Below are 14,914 nucleotides of genomic sequence, written 5' to 3' on the forward strand. Positions count from 1 at the left end.
ACGGCTTCGCCCAGTCGGAACCCGATGCCCAGCGGCTGCGGCGCCTTGGCCTCCACCGCGTCGAGGCGGTGGGCTCCACCAAGTGGGATGCGGAGTCTCCCCGCCGGGATCCGGCGCTGCTGGAGCGGCTCGAGCCCTTCCGGGCGGGGCGACGGGTGCTGCTGCTGGCCAGCAGCCACAACGGTGAGGAGCAGCTGCTGCTGCAGGCCTGGCCGCGGCTGCGCCAGGCGCTCGGCCCCCTGCTGCTGCTGCTGGTGCCGCGCCATCCCGAGCGGGCCAGGGCCGTCTGTGCCCTGGCGGCACGAAGGCAGCTGAAGGCGAGACCCTGGGATGATCTGGAGACTGATCGGGAGGCCATGGCGGATCCTGGATCCTGCGGAGCCCTGGATGCGGTGGTGGTGGATCGGCTTGGCAGCATGGGCAGCTGGATTGCTGCGGCCGATCTGGTGGTGATGGGAGGCAGCCTGGCCCCGCACGGGCGCTGCGTCGGGGGCCACAACCCGCTCGAACCCGTGCGCGCCGGCAAGGTGGTGGTCTGCGGTCCCGACATGGCGAACTTCGCCGGGCTGACCGAGACCCTGGCGGCCATGGGCTGGCTGCATCAGTTCCCCAGTACCGAAGCCCTCTGGTCCGGGGTCGTCAGGCTGCTGGAGGGCGCCTGCCCGGCCCCGCCACCGCTTCAGCTGGAGGGCCCCTCCGCCCAGATCGCACGGCGGATCATCGCCGAACTGGTGTCGGGCGCGAAGCTGCTGCCGATGGCGTCCCGCTGATGCTGCTGGCCACCCCCCCGTTCTGGTACCGCCGCCGTCCCTCCCTGCGTGCCCAGCTGCTCAGGCCCCTGGCCCTGCTGTATGCCCTTGGCGTCGGGCTGCACCGTGGCTGGGTGAGGCCTCTGCGGCTCCCGGTGGCCGTGGTCTCGATCGGCAACATCACCGTCGGCGGCACGGGCAAGACCCCACTCGTGATCGGCCTGGCCCGGATCCTGCGCGAGCGGGGCGTGCGGCTGGCCGTGCTCACCCGCGGCTATGGCAGTGGTCGCCGCAGCCCGATCCGCCTGCTCGGGGCCCTGGGTCAGGAACCGCGGCTCCCCGGCCTGCTCACCGGGCTGGGGGACGAAGCCCTGGAGCTGGCCGGCAGTCTGGCGGATGTGCCCGTCTGGGTGGGTTCCGATCGCAGGGCCGCCGCCCGCCAGGCGGTGGCGGAGGGGGCGGAACTGCTGCTGCTCGATGACGGTCTGCAGCACTGGCCCCTGGCCCGTGACTGTGACGTGACCGTGCTGGATGCCCGCCATGGGCTCGGCAACGGCCTGCTCTTCCCGGCCGGTCCCCTGCGGGAGCCGGCGTCGCACTTCGGTCGTGCCGACCTGCTCGTGCTCACTGGCTCCGCCGCCGACGCCGCTCCCGAGGGCTGGCCGGCGGACAAGCCCTGGCTGGCGGTGCCCACCAGCGTGCATCCCGCCCCCAGCCTTCGCCATCGACCCCTGCTGGCGTTCTGCGGGATCGGACTGCCGCGCAAGTTCTTTGCCGCCCTGCGTCACGCCGGCCTGCACCTGGTGGCCACCGAGGTGTTCCCGGATCACCACCCCTATGCTCAGGCTGACATGGACCGGCTGGCGGCATTGGCCCAGGCCAGGGGAGGAGCCACCCTCGTGACCACCGTCAAGGACTGGCACCGCATCCCGGCCAGCCAGCGTGCCGGCGTGGCCGCCGTGCCCCTGCTGCTGGATCCCGAGGCGCTCACCTCCCTGGCCGATGCGGTGCAGAGCCTCCTGCGCCAGCGGGATGCCGGCCGTCATGGCTGAGGGCGCCCGCCGGCCGAGGGTGCTGCTGGTGGCGGGGGAGGCCTCCGGCGACCTGCACGGGGGGTTTCTGCTCGAGGCCCTGCGGCGGCGCCTGCCCCGGCTGAAGGCGGTCGGCGTGGGGGGCGAGCAACTGCGGGCCGCCGGGCTGACCCCGTTGGCCGACATCCGCAGTCTCTCGGCGGTGGGGCTGATCGAGATCATCGGCAGCCTCGGGCGGCATCACCGGGTGATGGAGCTGCTGAAGCACCAGATGGACCACCACCGCCCCGATGCGGTGGTGCTGATCGACTACCCGGGCTTCAACCTGCTGGTCGCCCGCCAGGCCCACCGCCGGGGCATTCCCGTCTTCTTCTACATCGCGCCGCAGGTGTGGGCCTGGGGGCGGGGCCGGGCCCGCCGCATGGCGCGGTTCATCGACCGGCTGGCGGTCATCTTCCCGTTCGAGGAGCCCCTCTTCAACGCCTACGGCCGCTCCTTCGCCCGCTATGTGGGCCATCCCCTCGTGGATGAACTCCAGGTGACCGTCGGCCGGGAGGAAACCCTGCGCCGCCACGGCTTCCGCGTCGATCAGCGCCTGCTGCTGCTGCTGCCCGGCAGCCGAAGGGCGGAGATCCGCCTGCTGCTGCCTGCGCTGCTCGGCGCCGCCGCGATCTTCCGGAGTGAGGGCTGGCAGGTGGGGCTGCTGCAGGCTCCCACCGTGGATCAGGCCTTCCTGGAGCAGGTCGCCGGCCAGGCCCCACTGCCGGTGACCTGCATCCAGGGCGATACCTACAACCTGCTGGCCGCGGCCGATGCCGGTCTGATCACGTCGGGCACGGCCACCCTGCAGGCCGCCCTGCTCGGCTGCCCCCATGTGATCGTCTACCGCTTCTCCTGGCTCACCCACCTGCTGGCCAGGCTGATCACCCGCCACCGGGTGCTGGGCCTGCCCAACGTGATCCTGGGGCGGGGGGTGTTCCCCGAACTCCTGCAGCAGGCCGTGTCGGTGCCCAACCTGGTGGGGGCCCTGCGGGGCCTGCTGGCCGAACCCGCCGCCGTCAGCGCGGCGGTGGAGGACCTCAGGAGCAGGATGGGGCCGCCCGGCGCTTCCGAGCGGGCGGCGGATGAACTGGTGGACCTGCTGTCATGAGTGTGGATGTCTACGGGCGCTTTTTCGCCTACGGGAAGCGCTACCTGTGGCCCACGTTCCTGCTGGCCCTGCTCTTCAACCTGGGCTACGGCGCCTCCACGGGTTTCGTGCCCCTGGTGATCCGCTACCTCTTCGATGAGATCCTGCCGGGGAGTGATCGAACCCGGCTCTATGCGGCGCCCGCGGTCATCCTCGGGGTCATCACCCTGCGGGCCGTCTGTCAGTACCTCGGGGCCTATCTCACCGAAAGCGTGAGCCAGTCGATCACCGCAGACCTGCGTTCCGACCTGGCGGCCAAGGTGATGGAGCTGCCCCAGGCGTACATCGATCGCCATCCCTCCTCAGGCCTGATCTCCCGGGTGCTGAGTGATGTGAACCTCGTCAAGACCGGGATCGTGGATGGCTACTCCTCGATCTTCAAGGACACCCTCACCCTGGTGGCCCTGGTGATGGTGGCCTTCTACCAGGACTGGCTGCTCGCCCTGATCGCCTTCATCCTCTTCCCGGTGGCGATCCTGCCGATCCTGCGCTCCTCGAAGAAGGTCCGGCGCCATTCCAGTCAGGGTCAGTCGAGCCTGGCCCGGCTGGCCAGCTACCTGCAGGAGTCCCTGGTGGGATCCCGGGTCGTGAAGATCTTCGGGATGGAGGCCTACGAGCTGCGGCGCTTCCAGGAGGAAAACCAGTCGGTGCTCCGCTCGGCGCTGCGCACCACCCGCGCCAAGCTGGCCAACCAGCCCCTGATGGAGCTGCTCGGGGCGGTGGGCTTCAGTGCGGTGCTGCTCTACGGCGGCGAGGCGGTGATGGCCGGAACCCGCACCACCGGCAGCTTCTTCGCCTTCCTCACCTCCCTGTACCTCTGCTATGCGCCGTTCAAGGGCCTGGCGAAGGCCAACGCCACCCTCCAGCAGGGGGTCTCGGCCGCCACGGACCTGTTCGCCATACTCGACACCTCCCCCGATCCGGTCGAGGCGGAGCGCCCCCGCGTGCTGGAACGCTTCAGCCAGGGACTGCTCGCCGAGGGGGTCCGTTTCGGTTACGGCGAGGAGCTGGTGATCCGCGACCTCGACCTCGCCGTCCCGCGAGGCAGCACCGTGGCCCTGGTGGGAGCGAGCGGCGGCGGCAAGAGCACCATCATCGACCTCTTCTGCCGGTTCTACGACCCCAGCGCCGGTCGCCTCACGATCGACGGCATCGATCTCCGCCAGCTCTCGCTGCGCTCGCTCCGCGCGCTGATCTCCGTGGTGGACCAGAACACCTTCCTGTTCAACGACACCGTGGCCAGCAACATCGCCTACGGCCATCCCGAGGCCTCCCCCGAGGAGATCGTGGCCGCCGCCCAGGCCGCCAACGCCCACCGGTTCATCGACCGTCTGCCCCAGGGCTACGACACCTTGATCGGCGAGAACGGCACCCTGCTGTCGGGGGGGCAGCGCCAGCGGATCGCCATCGCCCGGGCGCTGATCAAGAACGCACCGATCCTGTTCCTCGACGAGGCCACCTCGGCCCTGGATTCAGCCTCCGAGCAGGTGGTACAAGAGGCCCTCGACCGGCTGATGAGCAACCGCACCACTCTGGTGGTGGCCCACCGGCTGTCCACCGTGGTGAATGCCGACCGGATCTGCGTGATCGAAGCCGGTCAGGTGGTGGAGTCGGGCACCCACGGGGAGCTGCTGGCCAGGGACGGCCGCTATGCGAGCTTGTTTTCGACACAATTCTCAAACACAGACACGGTGGTTCCGGTATGACCCTTGCTCCCAGCCGTCCTGCGGCCTACGACCGCGCCGACTGGTCCAGCGCCTTCCGGAACGTCTCCACGGAGCTGGTCGATGTGGCGCTCCAGCCGGCCCGTGGGGTGATCCCGGCCGAGCTGGCCGGCAGCCTCTACCGCAATGGCCCCGGCCGGCTCGAGCGCGGCGGGCAGTGGGTGCACCATCCCTTCGACGGCGACGGGATGATCACCGCCCTGCAGCTCGAGGCCGGTCAGGCCCGCCTCACCAACCGCTTCGTGCGCACCGAGGGCTGGAAGGCGGAGGAAGCGGCCGGCCGCTTCGTCTACCGGGGCGTCTTCGGCACCCAGAAGCCCGGCGGCCTGTTCGCCAATGCCTTCGACCTGCGGCTCAAGAACATCGCCAACACCCACGTGGTGCGCCTGGGGGATCAGCTTCTGGCCCTCTGGGAGGCGGCCGGGCCCCATGCCCTCGATCCCCTCACCCTCGAGACCCGTGGCCTCACCCTGCTGGACGGGGTGCTCAGGCCCGGGGAGGCCTTCAGTGCCCACCCCCGTTTCGATCCCGGTCACCACGGTGCTCCCCGGATGGTGACCTTCGGCGTCAAGGCCGGGCCGACCAGCACCATCCGGCTGATGGAGTTCGCCACGGCCGACGATCCGGCCACGGGCGTGCGGGCCGGCCAGTTGCTGGCCGAGCGCCAGGACAGCTTCCGCGGCTTCGCCTTCCTGCATGACTTCGCCATCACCCCCAACTGGGCGGTGTTTCTCCAGAACGCCGTGGCCTTCAACCCGCTGCCCTATGTGCTCGGTCAGAAGGGAGCAGCCCAGTGCCTGGCCTCCCGCCCCGGCGAGGCCGGTCAGTTCTGGCTGGTGCCCCGCCCCGGGAGCGCGGCGGCCTCCCGCCATCCCCGGCCGCTGCAGATTCCTGCCCCTGAGGGGTTCGTCTTCCACCACCTCAACGCCTTCGAGGACGAGGCCAGCGGCGAGCTCGTGGTCGATTCGATCTTCTATGCCGATTTCCCCTCGATCGGTCCGGGGGAGGACTTCCGTGAGGTCGACTTCGAGGCGATCCCCGAAGGTCAGCTGCAGCGCTGTCGCATCGACCTGGCCGGGGCCGCGGACGATCCCCACGCAGCGGTGCGAACCACCTGGCTGGAGCGCCGCTGCTGTGAGTTCGGGATGGTCAACCCGGAGCGCCAGGGGCTGGAGGCCCGCTACGCCTGGATGGCCGTGACGGAGCAGGAGCGCGGCAATGCCCCCCTGCAGGCGCTGGAGAAGCTCGATCTGCGCAGCGGTGAGCGGCGCCTCTGGAGCGCGGCGCCCCGGGGGTTCGTCAGCGAGCCCGTGATGGTGCCCCGCCCGGGGGCCGTGGCGGAGGACGACGGCTGGCTGCTGTGCGTCGTCTGGAATGGCGCCCGCTCTGCCAGCGATCTGGTGATCCTCAACGCCGCCGATCTCTCCGAGCAGGCCCTGCTGGAGCTCCCCCTGGCCATTCCCCACGGGCTGCACGGCAGCTGGGTGGCCAGGCCCCCCAGCGGTGGCTCCGCTTCGTAGACACTCCCCCCGCCCATCCCCCGGGCCCCTTCCCCGTGCCCGGCCTCAGGACCGCAGCAGCTGGCGCAGCCGCGGTTCCAGGGCCGCGAAGGCGCGGCCGCGATGGCCGATCCGCTGCTTCGTCTGCCGGTCCATCTCGGCGAAGCTGAGGCCGACCGCAGGCACGTGGAAGACCGGGTCGTAGCCGAATCCCCCCGCACCGCGCGGTGACGGCAGGATCGTGCCGGGGCAGACGCCTTCCACCTCCAACCGGATGGTGCCCGTGGGGTCGGCCACCGCCAGGGCCGCGGTGAAGTGGGCGCTGCGGTCGGCCGGCTCTCCCCGGGAGGCGGCGGCCTGAACGGCCGCGTCCAGTTCGCGCAGCAGGCGCGCGATCCGTCCGGCGTCGCTGTCGCCGTAGCGCGCCGAATGCACGCCGGGGGCGCCGCCCAGGGCATCGACGCTGAGGCCGGAGTCGTCGGCCAGGGCCCAGCAGCCGGTGCGGCGGGCCACCGCCTCGGCCTTCAGCCGGGCGTTCTCGGCAAAGGTGCGGCCGCTCTCCTCCACCTCCAGGCCCTCGGGCTGGGGGTGGAGCTCGAGCCCCAGTCGGGCCAGCAGCTCGGAGAACTCGCGCACCTTGCCGGCGTTGCCGCTGGCGATCACCAGCACGGACGGGCCGGCCGAGGGCTGGGCCGGGGAGGGCTGGGCTGGGGAGGGCTGGGGGTGGGCGCTACACATCGGGGCAGCCGCTGATCGGGGGGCATGGGGCGCGGCTCGGGCGAGCGGTGCGGGTGTGGGCGGTTCAGACCTGCTCGGCGAGCTGCCGCGCCCAGTCCAGCACCGCGGCCACCCGCTCCTCCCCCGGGGCCTCGCAGTACAGCCGCAGCAGGGGCTCGGTGCCGGAGAAGCGCAGCATCAGCCAGTGGCTCGGACCCAGCCGCAGCTTCACCCCATCGGTGCGGATCACCTCCTGCACGGCAGCGCCGGCCACTTCGGCCGGGGGGGTGGCGTTCAGCAGGGTCTCCAGCCGGCCCCGGGCCGCCATGTCCGGCAGGCGCAGGTCGAGCCGGTCGTAGGCCGCCGCGCCACCGCAGCGCTGCTGCAGCGCATCGATCCGCTGCCCGAGCGGCACACCGCCCTCCACCAGGGCCTCGATCAGCAGCAGGGCGGCGAAGGGGGCATCGCGCTCCGGCAGGTGCATGCCGAAGCCCACCCCACCGGATTCCTCCCCGCCCACCAGCACCTCCCCCGCCAGCATCTCCGCGGCGATGTACTTGAAGCCCACCGGCTTCTCCAGCACGGTGCGCCCGAGGTCCTCGGCCACCCGCTGCATCAGGTCGGAACCGCTCACGGTCTTGATCACCGTGCCCGGCAGCTGGCGGCAGCCGGCCAGGTGGTCGATGAACAGGGGCATCAGCAGCTGGGTGCTGCAGAAGCGGCCGGTTTCATCCACGGCCGCGATGCGGTCGCCGTCGCCGTCGAACACGATCCCCATGGCCGGCCGGCCGGCGGCCGTGCTGGCCTGCACCGCCGTGATCAGCTCCTGCAGGTAGGGGGCGAGCGGTTCGGGCGGATGGCCGCCGAAGAGGGGATCGCGGCCTGAGCGGATCTCCTCGATGGCCCCGGAGGCCACGGCCTGCTCGCCCAGCAGGGCCGGCAGCACGCCCGCGGCGGAGCCGTGCATCGGATCCACGATCACGCGGAGGCCCAGGCGCTGCAGCCCCTCGGCCAGTGCCGTGGTGTCCACCTTGGCCTTCAGGCCCGCCAGGTAGGTGCCCAGGGCGTCGAAGCGCTGCACCGGCCCCGGTCGTGGCACCGTGATGCCGCCGGCGGCCAGCCGGGTTTCCACCCGCTGGGTGAAATCCCCCTCCACCGAGCCGCCGAAGGGACCCTTGATCTTCAGCCCCAGCCACTCGGGGGGGTTGTGGCTGGCGGTGATCACCAGGGCCCCCAGGGCCCCCCGCTCCACCACGGCCCAGCTGGCCGCCGGCGTGGGGCTGGGGGTGTCGGCCAGGATCGGCACCAGCTCGGCGCCCCGCACCGCCGCGCAGATCGCCTCGGCCAGCTCGGGGGCGAGGAAACGGCGGTCGAAGCCGATCACCACCTCCCGACTGGCCAGATCCGGGGGGGCGGAGGCCTCCAGCTCCCGGGCCGCGGCCGCGGCCACCGGCAGCAGCCGCTCGACGGTGATGTCGACACCCAGAATGCCCCGCCAGCCATCGGTGCCGAAGCTGATCGGTGCAGCCTCCAGGGGCAGGGGGGCTGAAGCCATGGACCTTGCATGCTGTGCCCGCCAGCTTGCCCGATCCGTTGCCTCCCTAGCCTGGCCGGATGTCCCAGGTTGTGGTCACCGACCGGCTGCTGCGCAGCTGGCTCCGCTGCCGGCGGCGCGCCTGGCTCGATCGCCATGGCGATTCCCGACAGCGCCTCTGGACGGCCCACCGCGCCCTGGCCCTCAGCGATCAGCTGGCCAGCTTCCAGACCCTGTTGCCCCAGCGGCCGGGCCACGGGGAGGCGGCCTGTGCCGCCGGGGCGCCGGGGGTGGTCGGGCTGCGGCTGCGCGGCCGGGCTGCGGGCGGCGAGGACCTGGAGGCCCATCCCGTTCTGCTGGAGAGGGTGAACGGTGCCAGTGTCTGGGGAAGCCATGCCTACCGGCCGGTGCTCGGACGGCAGGGGCGCCGCCTCACCCGGGAGCATCGGGTGCTGCTGGCGCTGTGGGGGCGCCTGCTGGCCGAGCGTCAGCAGGCGCCTGTGCCCGAGGCTCTCGTGGTGGCGGGTGCCGGCCGGGGGCTGCAGCGCGAGCGGCTCTCCCTGGGGGGAGGGCTTCAGCGCCAGCTGGATGAAGCCATCGCGCGGCTCGTTTCCGAGCTGCAGCGCCAGGAGCCCCCGCCGCTGGTGGCGGACCGCAAGAAGTGTGTGCTCTGCAGCTGGCGTGGTCTCTGCGACCAGGAGGCCGCGGCGAGCGGCCATCTGAGCGAAGTGAGCGGGATCGGCGGCAAGCGCCGCGAGCTGCTGCTCCAGCTGGGCATCACCAGCCTGGCCGAACTGGCGGCCCGGGAGCCCGACGGCCTTGCAGAGGCCCTGGCCGTGCACGGTGAGCAGCACCGGGAGATCGCCTCCCAGCTGGTGGCCCAGGCCCGGGTGCAGGCCAGCGGCCGACCGGAGCGGCTGACCGCTGGGGCCGGCGCGGGCCCCGCCGATCCCTTGCCGGAGCTGGCGGGATGTCCAGGCGTCCTCCTCTATGACATCGAGTCGGATCCCGACGCCCGGGACGACTTCCTCCACGGCTTCGTGGTGGTGCCGCGGGCTGACGACGGCCGCTGGCGGCCCGGCCTGGCGGCCAGCGGCCGCTACCAGCCCTTGCTGGCGCTGCATGCCCATGGCGAAGCGCGGCTGTGGCATCGGCTGCGGCGTCTCCTGGCCCGCTATCCGGACTGGCCGGTGCTCCATTACGGCGAGACCGAGGCGATCGCCCTGCTGCGCCTGGCCCAGCGCCAGGGCGTCGGGGAGGAGGAGCTGGCGGCGCTGCGGGCCCGCCTGCTCGATGTGCACGCGCGCCTGCGCCGCCACTGGCGGCTGCCCGTGAGCAGCTACGGCCTCAAGGCGGTGGCCAGCTGGCTCGGGTTCCGCTGGTCGCAGAGCGGGGTCGATGGGGCCCGCTGCCTGCTGTGGTGGCGCCAGTGGCGGCGCGATGGCGGCACCCAGCGGCTGCAGAGGATCTTCCGCTACAACCGCGATGACAACCTCGCCACCTGGGCGGTGGTGTGCTGGATGCTGGATCAGGGAGCCTGAGCGCCCGCCCCCACCGGTGGGGGCACGAAGGTCGGCGGCACCGAGAGCTGCAGGCGGGGCCCCTGGGGGTCGTCCCCGAGCCGGAGCTCCCGGGCCAGCAGGGCCTGGCGCCGGACCAGAGCCAGCCCGATCCAGTCGCCCGAGGGCAGCTGCAGCACCGAGGTCACCGTGCCGAGACGACCCCCGAGCGGGTCGTCCGGGTCGACCAGCCGCTCGCCTGGCTGCGGTGCCTGGGCCGGCGGGAGGGGTCCGGCGCTGTGCCAGCGGCGCAGCTGTTGCTTCACCCCGTCGTAGGTGGCGAGCTTGGCCAGGGTCTCCTGGCCCACATAACACCCCTTGGCGAGGCTGACCCGCTCGGCCAGCCCCAGCTCGAAGGGGTTCGTGGACGCATTGATTTCCCCCGGCACCGCCGGCAGGCCCTGCTGGATGCGCCAGCGTTCCTGCTCGTGGGGTTCCAGCCGCGGGCGCTGCGCCAGCTCCGCAGGGCAGCTCCCGGGGACGCCGGGGGCGAGCGGCACCAGGATGTGGCTGCCCATCCGCCACCCCCCTCCGCCCGGCAGCTCGGCCCAGGCGAGGGGCGTCGCATCCGCGGCGGGCTCGCCTGGCGGATCGACCGGGCTGACCAGCAGCGCGGTCTCCAGGGGGCCCAGGGTCACCTGATCGGCCGGGAACAGAACCCGGTCGAGGGATTGCCGCACCGCTGCGCCATCGCCTGCGGTGACGACCAGCCAGGCCCCCTGCTCCTCCACCAGCACCTCCACCAGGGCCAGCATCCGCCCCGTGGGGCCGATGCAGCAGGTGGGCACCCAGGCGCCCGCCGCGGCCTGCTCGATCGCCGCGCTGGTCTGGCCGTGCAGAAAGCGTCGCGTGTCCGGCCCGGTGAGGTGCAGCAGGCTCACGCTCCGCTCCAGGCGGGCGGGCTGCGCCGGTGCCCAGCCCCAGATGGTCTCCATCACAGTTCAGCCGCCCGGGACGCCACCTCATCGAGCAGAAAGAGGCTGCAGAGCTCCAGACCGGCGGCCTGCATCGCCTCAGCTCCGCCCTCCTGGCGATCGACGATCGTCACCACCCGCTCCACCCGATAGCCGGCCTCCCGCAGCTGGAGGACGGCCTTGAGCGAGGAGCCGCCGCTGGTGACCACGTCCTCCAGCACCGTGATGCGGCTGCCGGGGCTGGGCAGGGGGCCCTCCAGCCAGGCGCCGGTGCCGTGGCCCTTGGCCTCCTTGCGCACGATCAGGGCGTCGAGGCCGCGGCCCTCGAGGGCCGCCTGCAGCGCGACGCCGCTGACGAGGGGATCGGCCCCCAGGGTCAGACCGGCCACGGCGACGGCCTCCGCTTCCACCTGCTCGAGCAGCAGGGGGGCGAGCAGCGCGAGGCCCACGCCACTGAGGCTCACAGGTTTGCAGTTCACGTAATGGTCGCTGGTGCGGCCCGAGGCCAGGGTGAAGCTGCCGTGGCGGTAGGCCCCATGGGCCAGGCGATCCAGCAGTTCCTGGCGCCTCGCTGCGGGGGTGGCCGGCAGAAGCGCCCGGGTGAGTGGCGCGGAACCGGATGGATTCGACGAGGAAAGCCTGGACAAGACTGGTCGAACGGCGTTGTCTTGATTAGTTTGCGTCCACCCTGGTCGTGTTGTCCGTCGCGGACGGCCGATCGCAGCCCCCCCCCCCGGCACCCTCGGAGATCACTGGCGATGGCGAACCCCCAGTTGTTGGAACCCCACACCTCAGTTCCGTTCCCAGCGCAGTTCCCAGCTCGGTTCGGACCCGTAGCGCTGCTGGCGCTGGGGACTGCCGCCCTGGCGATCACCCTGGCGCCGGCCGCACCCGCTCAGGCCAGTCCGATCGTCTGCACCACCACCCTCGAGGCTCCGCTGACGGGCGGTGGCGGTCTGGATGGGCGGCCGCCGGCCCCCGTCGAGGTCACCCGCTGTGAGGCGGTTCAGACCGTGCCCAGCCTGGTGGAGCGCCGTTACTACAGCTACACCGCCCCGTATGCCCGCGGTGTGAGCATCACCAACCAGATCACCGACCTGCTCGGCATCGCCATGGGCGGTGGTGACGGCACCCGGATGATGGGGTTCGGCTTCCCAGACCAGGCCATCATCTGGGACGGATCGGCCATCCAGAACACCTACCAGGTGCTGAACGAGAACCAGAGCGATCCGATGCCCTGGCGCACGGCGGATGTCTCGAACGGCTTCTCCGGCAACCTCGGCAACGAGCAGCCCGCCCAGACCCCCTGGCAGGACACGGGCTCCACCTGGTCCCCCCCGGTGCGGGGCCTGTGGTAGACCTCCCGCTGCGGGGGTCTAGCAATCTGGTGAATGCAGCGGACTCATAATCCGCCTTAGGCGAGTTCGATCCTCGCGACCCCCACTCGAACCGGGGTGTGCGCGGTCCCGTCCGGCGTTGGGAACCGGTGCTCCCGGTTGCCCAAGCCGGTCGTGTACACCCGCAAGCCTTAGGGTTCGTGCCGTCCACCGGAGCGCCATCATCCAAGCCGACGGCCTGCGACATCCCCTGCTTGCCCTGCCACGGTCCGCCGGGCCTCGGGGGATGTGATGCAGCTGCTGGCCCTGCTGGTGCTCGTGGCCCTGCTGGCCTTCTTCTCGGCGGGGGAACTGGCCGTGATCCGGCTGAGGCCCAGCCGGGTCAGCCAGCTGGTGGAGAGCGGCGAGCCCGGCGCCAGGGCCGTGGCCGTGCTTCAGCAGCGTTTGCGCAGGGTGCTGGTCGCCACCCAGCTGGGGGCTGTGCTCGCCCTGGTGGCGATCGGCTGGGCTGGGCGGGGCGTGGCGGAACGGCTGACCGTCTCCGTCTTCGGGGCTGGGATGCCCCCGTCGTGGGTGGATGCCGGCGTCTTTCTGGCCCTGGTGCTGGGCGCCACCCTGGTGGGGGGGCTCGCCCCGAAGGCCTGGGTCCTGCATCGCCCCGAAGAGTCCGCCCTGCGGCTCTCCCCTCTGCTGGCGGCGGTGACCCGCAGCCTTGCCCCCCTGATCGGACTGATCGAGCGGATGGGGGGGATCCTGCTGCGCCTGCTCGGGCTTCCCCGCAACTGGGACGAGCTGGTGCCCCTGCTCTCGGCCGGCGAGCTGGAAACCCTGATCGAATCCGGCAGTGTCACCGGGCTGATGCCCGATGAGCGCAACATCCTCGAAGGGGTCTTCTCCCTGCGGGACACGATGGTGCGGGAGGTGATGGTTCCCCGTTCCGGCATGGTGACCCTGCCGGTGGATGTGACCTTCGCCGAGCTGATGCGGGCCGTGCACGACACCGCCCACGCGCGCTTTCCCGTGATCGGTCAGTCCCTCGACGACGTGCGCGGTCTGCTGGATCTGCGGCGGCTGGCCGATCCGATCGCCCGGGGCCTGCTCAGTGCCGACTCACCGCTGGCTCCCTATGTGGTGCCCGTGGCCCAGGTGCAGGAGAGCACCTCCCTGGCCGACCTGCTCCCGCTGATCCGCAGCGGCCAGCCGCTCCTGGTCGTGGTCGACGAACATGGGGGCACCGAGGGGCTGGTCACGGTGGCCGACCTCACCAGCGAGATCGTCGGTGAGGATGACGATCCCCAGGAACTGCAGGATGACCTCCAGCAGCTCGGCGAGGGGCTGTGGTCGGTGGCGGGGGACCTGGAGATCTTTGAACTCAACCGGCATCTGCCCCTGCCCCTGCCGGAGGCCGAAGGCCACCACACCCTGGCGGGATTCCTGCTGGAGCGGCTCCAGCACATCCCCGCCGCTGGGGAGAGCCTGCGCTGGAAGGGGTACCAGTTCCACATCCAGGCGATGGAAGGTCCGCGGATCGCCCGGGTGGCCATCGAGCGCCGCAGCGAGGGCCCGCCGACCGCCTCTGTGGCGGCTGGGCCCCGCGAGCCCGTGGGGGAGCCTTGATCCCTGATAATTCCGCTGTTTGGGTGCCCTTGCCATGAACCCGGTTCGCGTGGGTGTCATCGGCATCGGCAACATGGGCTGGCACCACGCCCGGGTGCTCAGCCTCCTCAAGGATGCCGATCTGGTGGGCGTGGCGGATCCGGATGTCCGGCGTGGGCAGCTCGCGACCGAGCAGTTCGGATGCCGCTGGTTTCCCTCCTTCGAGGAGCTGCTTCCCCTGGTGGATGCGGTCTGCATCGCCGTTCCCACCCTGCTGCATCACCGGGTGGGCCTCTGCTGTCTGCAGGCCGGCCGCCATGTGCTGATCGAGAAGCCGATCGCCGCCAGCCAGGACGAGGCCTCTGACCTGATCGCCGCCGCCGAGGCCGCCTCGGTGCTGCTCCAAGTGGGTCACATCGAGCGGTTCAACCCCGCCTTCCGGGAACTGATGAAGGTCGTGGCGGGAGAGGAGGTGGTGGTGCTCGAGGCGCGCCGCCACAGTCCCCATCCGGATCGTGCCAACGACGTGTCGGTGGTGCTGGACCTGATGATCCATGACATCGACCTGGTGCTGGAGCTGGCCGGGGCCCCCGTGGTGCGACTGGCGGCGGCCGGGGGGCGGTCCGGCGAGGGTCCGATCGACTACGTGAATGCCACCCTGGCCTTTGCCAACGGCGTGGTGGCGAGCCTGACGGCGAGCAAGATGGCCCACCGCAAGATTCGCAGCCTGAGCGCCCATTGCCGCGCTTCGCTGGTGGAGACCGACTTCCTCAACCGCACGCTGCACATCCACAGGCGCGCCCATGAATCGGTCAGCGCCGACCATGGCGAACTGGTCTACCGCTCCGATGGGGTGATCGAGGAGGTCAGCACCACCTCGATCGAGCCGCTCTACGCCGAACTCGAGCACTTCCTCCAGTGCGTCCGTGGTCAGGAAACCCCTGCCGTGGATGGCCTCCAGGCTTCGCGGGCGCTGCTGCTGGCCGACCTGATCGAGCAGTGCGTGGATCAACCCAGCCTCTGCATGACGCTGGAGCAGCCGCTCTGACCGTGGATCCGCCGATC

13 protein-coding genes and 1 tRNA gene are annotated in these 14,914 nt (G+C 71.5%); 10 read left to right on the forward strand and 4 right to left on the reverse strand.

Annotation, left to right across the window (positions count from 1 at the left end):
• The 5 genes from ACLD7X_RS03515 to ACLD7X_RS03535 form a co-directional block, all read left to right on the forward strand.
• On the forward strand, positions 1–770 hold a 770-nt coding region (locus ACLD7X_RS03515; protein WP_411422080.1), incomplete at its 5' end, for a 3-deoxy-D-manno-octulosonic acid transferase.
• Entirely contained in the window at positions 770–1,801 is a 1,032-nt protein-coding gene (gene lpxK, locus ACLD7X_RS03520) for a tetraacyldisaccharide 4'-kinase (RefSeq protein WP_411422081.1), read from the forward strand. The genes ACLD7X_RS03515 and lpxK, both read left to right, overlap by 1 nt.
• Positions 1,794–2,930, forward strand: a complete 1,137-nt coding sequence (gene lpxB, locus ACLD7X_RS03525) for a lipid-A-disaccharide synthase (RefSeq protein ID WP_411422082.1) — start codon at positions 1,794–1,796, stop codon at positions 2,928–2,930. The genes lpxK and lpxB overlap by 8 nt, the downstream gene beginning before the upstream one ends.
• Positions 2,927–4,675, forward strand: a complete 1,749-nt coding sequence (locus tag ACLD7X_RS03530; RefSeq protein ID WP_411422083.1) for an ABC transporter ATP-binding protein — start codon at positions 2,927–2,929, stop codon at positions 4,673–4,675. The genes lpxB and ACLD7X_RS03530 overlap by 4 nt, the downstream gene beginning before the upstream one ends.
• Positions 4,672–6,213, forward strand: coding sequence for a carotenoid oxygenase family protein (locus ACLD7X_RS03535; RefSeq protein ID WP_411422084.1), 1,542 nt, complete (start codon positions 4,672–4,674; stop codon positions 6,211–6,213). The genes ACLD7X_RS03530 and ACLD7X_RS03535 overlap by 4 nt, the downstream gene beginning before the upstream one ends.
• Before the next feature lie 45 nt (positions 6,214–6,258).
• On the opposite strand, the gene rdgB is transcribed toward ACLD7X_RS03535, so the two are convergent.
• Positions 6,259–6,930 (reverse strand): RdgB/HAM1 family non-canonical purine NTP pyrophosphatase, encoded by a 672-nt coding sequence (gene rdgB, locus ACLD7X_RS03540; RefSeq protein WP_412007157.1) that lies wholly within the window; start codon positions 6,928–6,930, stop codon positions 6,259–6,261.
• A 64-nt stretch (positions 6,931–6,994) separates the two neighbouring features.
• Positions 6,995–8,464, reverse strand: a complete 1,470-nt coding sequence (locus tag ACLD7X_RS03545; RefSeq protein WP_411422086.1) for a phosphohexomutase domain-containing protein — start codon at positions 8,462–8,464, stop codon at positions 6,995–6,997.
• Between the two features lie 59 nt (positions 8,465–8,523).
• On the opposite strand from ACLD7X_RS03545, the gene ACLD7X_RS03550 reads away from it, so the two are divergent.
• A complete protein-coding gene (locus ACLD7X_RS03550; protein WP_411422087.1) occupies positions 8,524–9,984 on the forward strand; it encodes a TM0106 family RecB-like putative nuclease in 1,461 nt (486 codons plus the stop codon).
• Here ACLD7X_RS03550 and ygfZ read toward each other — a convergent pair.
• Positions 9,972–10,937: a CAF17-like 4Fe-4S cluster assembly/insertion protein YgfZ gene (gene ygfZ / locus ACLD7X_RS03555; protein ID WP_411422088.1), complete on the reverse strand. Its 966-nt coding sequence runs from the start codon at positions 10,935–10,937 to the stop codon at positions 9,972–9,974. The two genes, ACLD7X_RS03550 and ygfZ, sit on opposite strands and share 13 nt — an antisense overlap.
• Positions 10,937–11,563, reverse strand: a complete 627-nt coding sequence (gene pyrE / locus ACLD7X_RS03560) for an orotate phosphoribosyltransferase (protein WP_411422089.1) — start codon at positions 11,561–11,563, stop codon at positions 10,937–10,939. The genes ygfZ and pyrE overlap by 1 nt, the downstream gene beginning before the upstream one ends.
• 111 nt (positions 11,564–11,674) lie before the next feature.
• Between pyrE and ACLD7X_RS03565 the strand changes: the two genes are divergently transcribed.
• The 4 genes from ACLD7X_RS03565 to ACLD7X_RS03580 all read left to right on the forward strand — a co-directional run bounded on the left by ACLD7X_RS03565 (position 11,675) and on the right by ACLD7X_RS03580 (position 14,897).
• Entirely contained in the window at positions 11,675–12,274 is a 600-nt protein-coding gene (locus tag ACLD7X_RS03565) for a hypothetical protein (RefSeq protein ID WP_411422090.1), read from the forward strand.
• Between the two features lie 12 nt (positions 12,275–12,286).
• Positions 12,287–12,359: transfer RNA gene (locus tag ACLD7X_RS03570), tRNA-Ile, on the forward strand.
• Between the two features lie 185 nt (positions 12,360–12,544).
• Positions 12,545–13,870 carry a hemolysin family protein gene (locus ACLD7X_RS03575; protein WP_411422091.1) on the forward strand — a complete coding sequence of 442 codons (1,326 nt, stop codon included), beginning with the start codon at positions 12,545–12,547 and terminating at the stop codon, positions 13,868–13,870.
• A 34-nt stretch (positions 13,871–13,904) separates the two neighbouring features.
• Positions 13,905–14,897 carry a Gfo/Idh/MocA family oxidoreductase gene (locus tag ACLD7X_RS03580; RefSeq protein ID WP_411422092.1) on the forward strand — a complete coding sequence of 331 codons (993 nt, stop codon included), beginning with the start codon at positions 13,905–13,907 and terminating at the stop codon, positions 14,895–14,897.
• Positions 14,898–14,914: the final 17 nt, after the last annotated feature.

Source organism: Aphanothece microscopica RSMan92 (genome assembly GCF_046613545.2).
In the GTDB taxonomy this organism is placed as follows: Bacteria; Cyanobacteriota; Cyanobacteriia; order PCC-6307; family Cyanobiaceae; genus NIES-981.

Bases quoted from the DNA above. Each gene is read 5' to 3' on its own strand.
- lpxK (WP_411422081.1), top strand. From the start codon at position 770: ATGCTGCTGGCCACCCCCCCGTTCTGGTACCGCCGCCGTCCCTCCCTG.
- lpxB (WP_411422082.1), top strand. From the start codon at position 1,794: ATGGCTGAGGGCGCCCGCCGGCCGAGGGTGCTGCTGGTGGCGGGGGAG.
- ACLD7X_RS03530 (WP_411422083.1), top strand. From the start codon at position 2,927: ATGAGTGTGGATGTCTACGGGCGCTTTTTCGCCTACGGGAAGCGCTAC.
- ACLD7X_RS03535 (WP_411422084.1), top strand. From the start codon at position 4,672: ATGACCCTTGCTCCCAGCCGTCCTGCGGCCTACGACCGCGCCGACTGG.
- rdgB (WP_412007157.1), bottom strand. From the start codon at position 6,930: ATGTGTAGCGCCCACCCCCAGCCCTCCCCAGCCCAGCCCTCCCCGGCC.
- ACLD7X_RS03545 (WP_411422086.1), bottom strand. From the start codon at position 8,464: ATGGCTTCAGCCCCCCTGCCCCTGGAGGCTGCACCGATCAGCTTCGGC.
- ACLD7X_RS03550 (WP_411422087.1), top strand. From the start codon at position 8,524: ATGTCCCAGGTTGTGGTCACCGACCGGCTGCTGCGCAGCTGGCTCCGC.
- ygfZ (WP_411422088.1), bottom strand. From the start codon at position 10,937: ATGGAGACCATCTGGGGCTGGGCACCGGCGCAGCCCGCCCGCCTGGAG.
- ACLD7X_RS03565 (WP_411422090.1), top strand. From the start codon at position 11,675: ATGGCGAACCCCCAGTTGTTGGAACCCCACACCTCAGTTCCGTTCCCA.
- ACLD7X_RS03575 (WP_411422091.1), top strand. From the start codon at position 12,545: ATGCAGCTGCTGGCCCTGCTGGTGCTCGTGGCCCTGCTGGCCTTCTTC.
- ACLD7X_RS03580 (WP_411422092.1), top strand. From the start codon at position 13,905: ATGAACCCGGTTCGCGTGGGTGTCATCGGCATCGGCAACATGGGCTGG.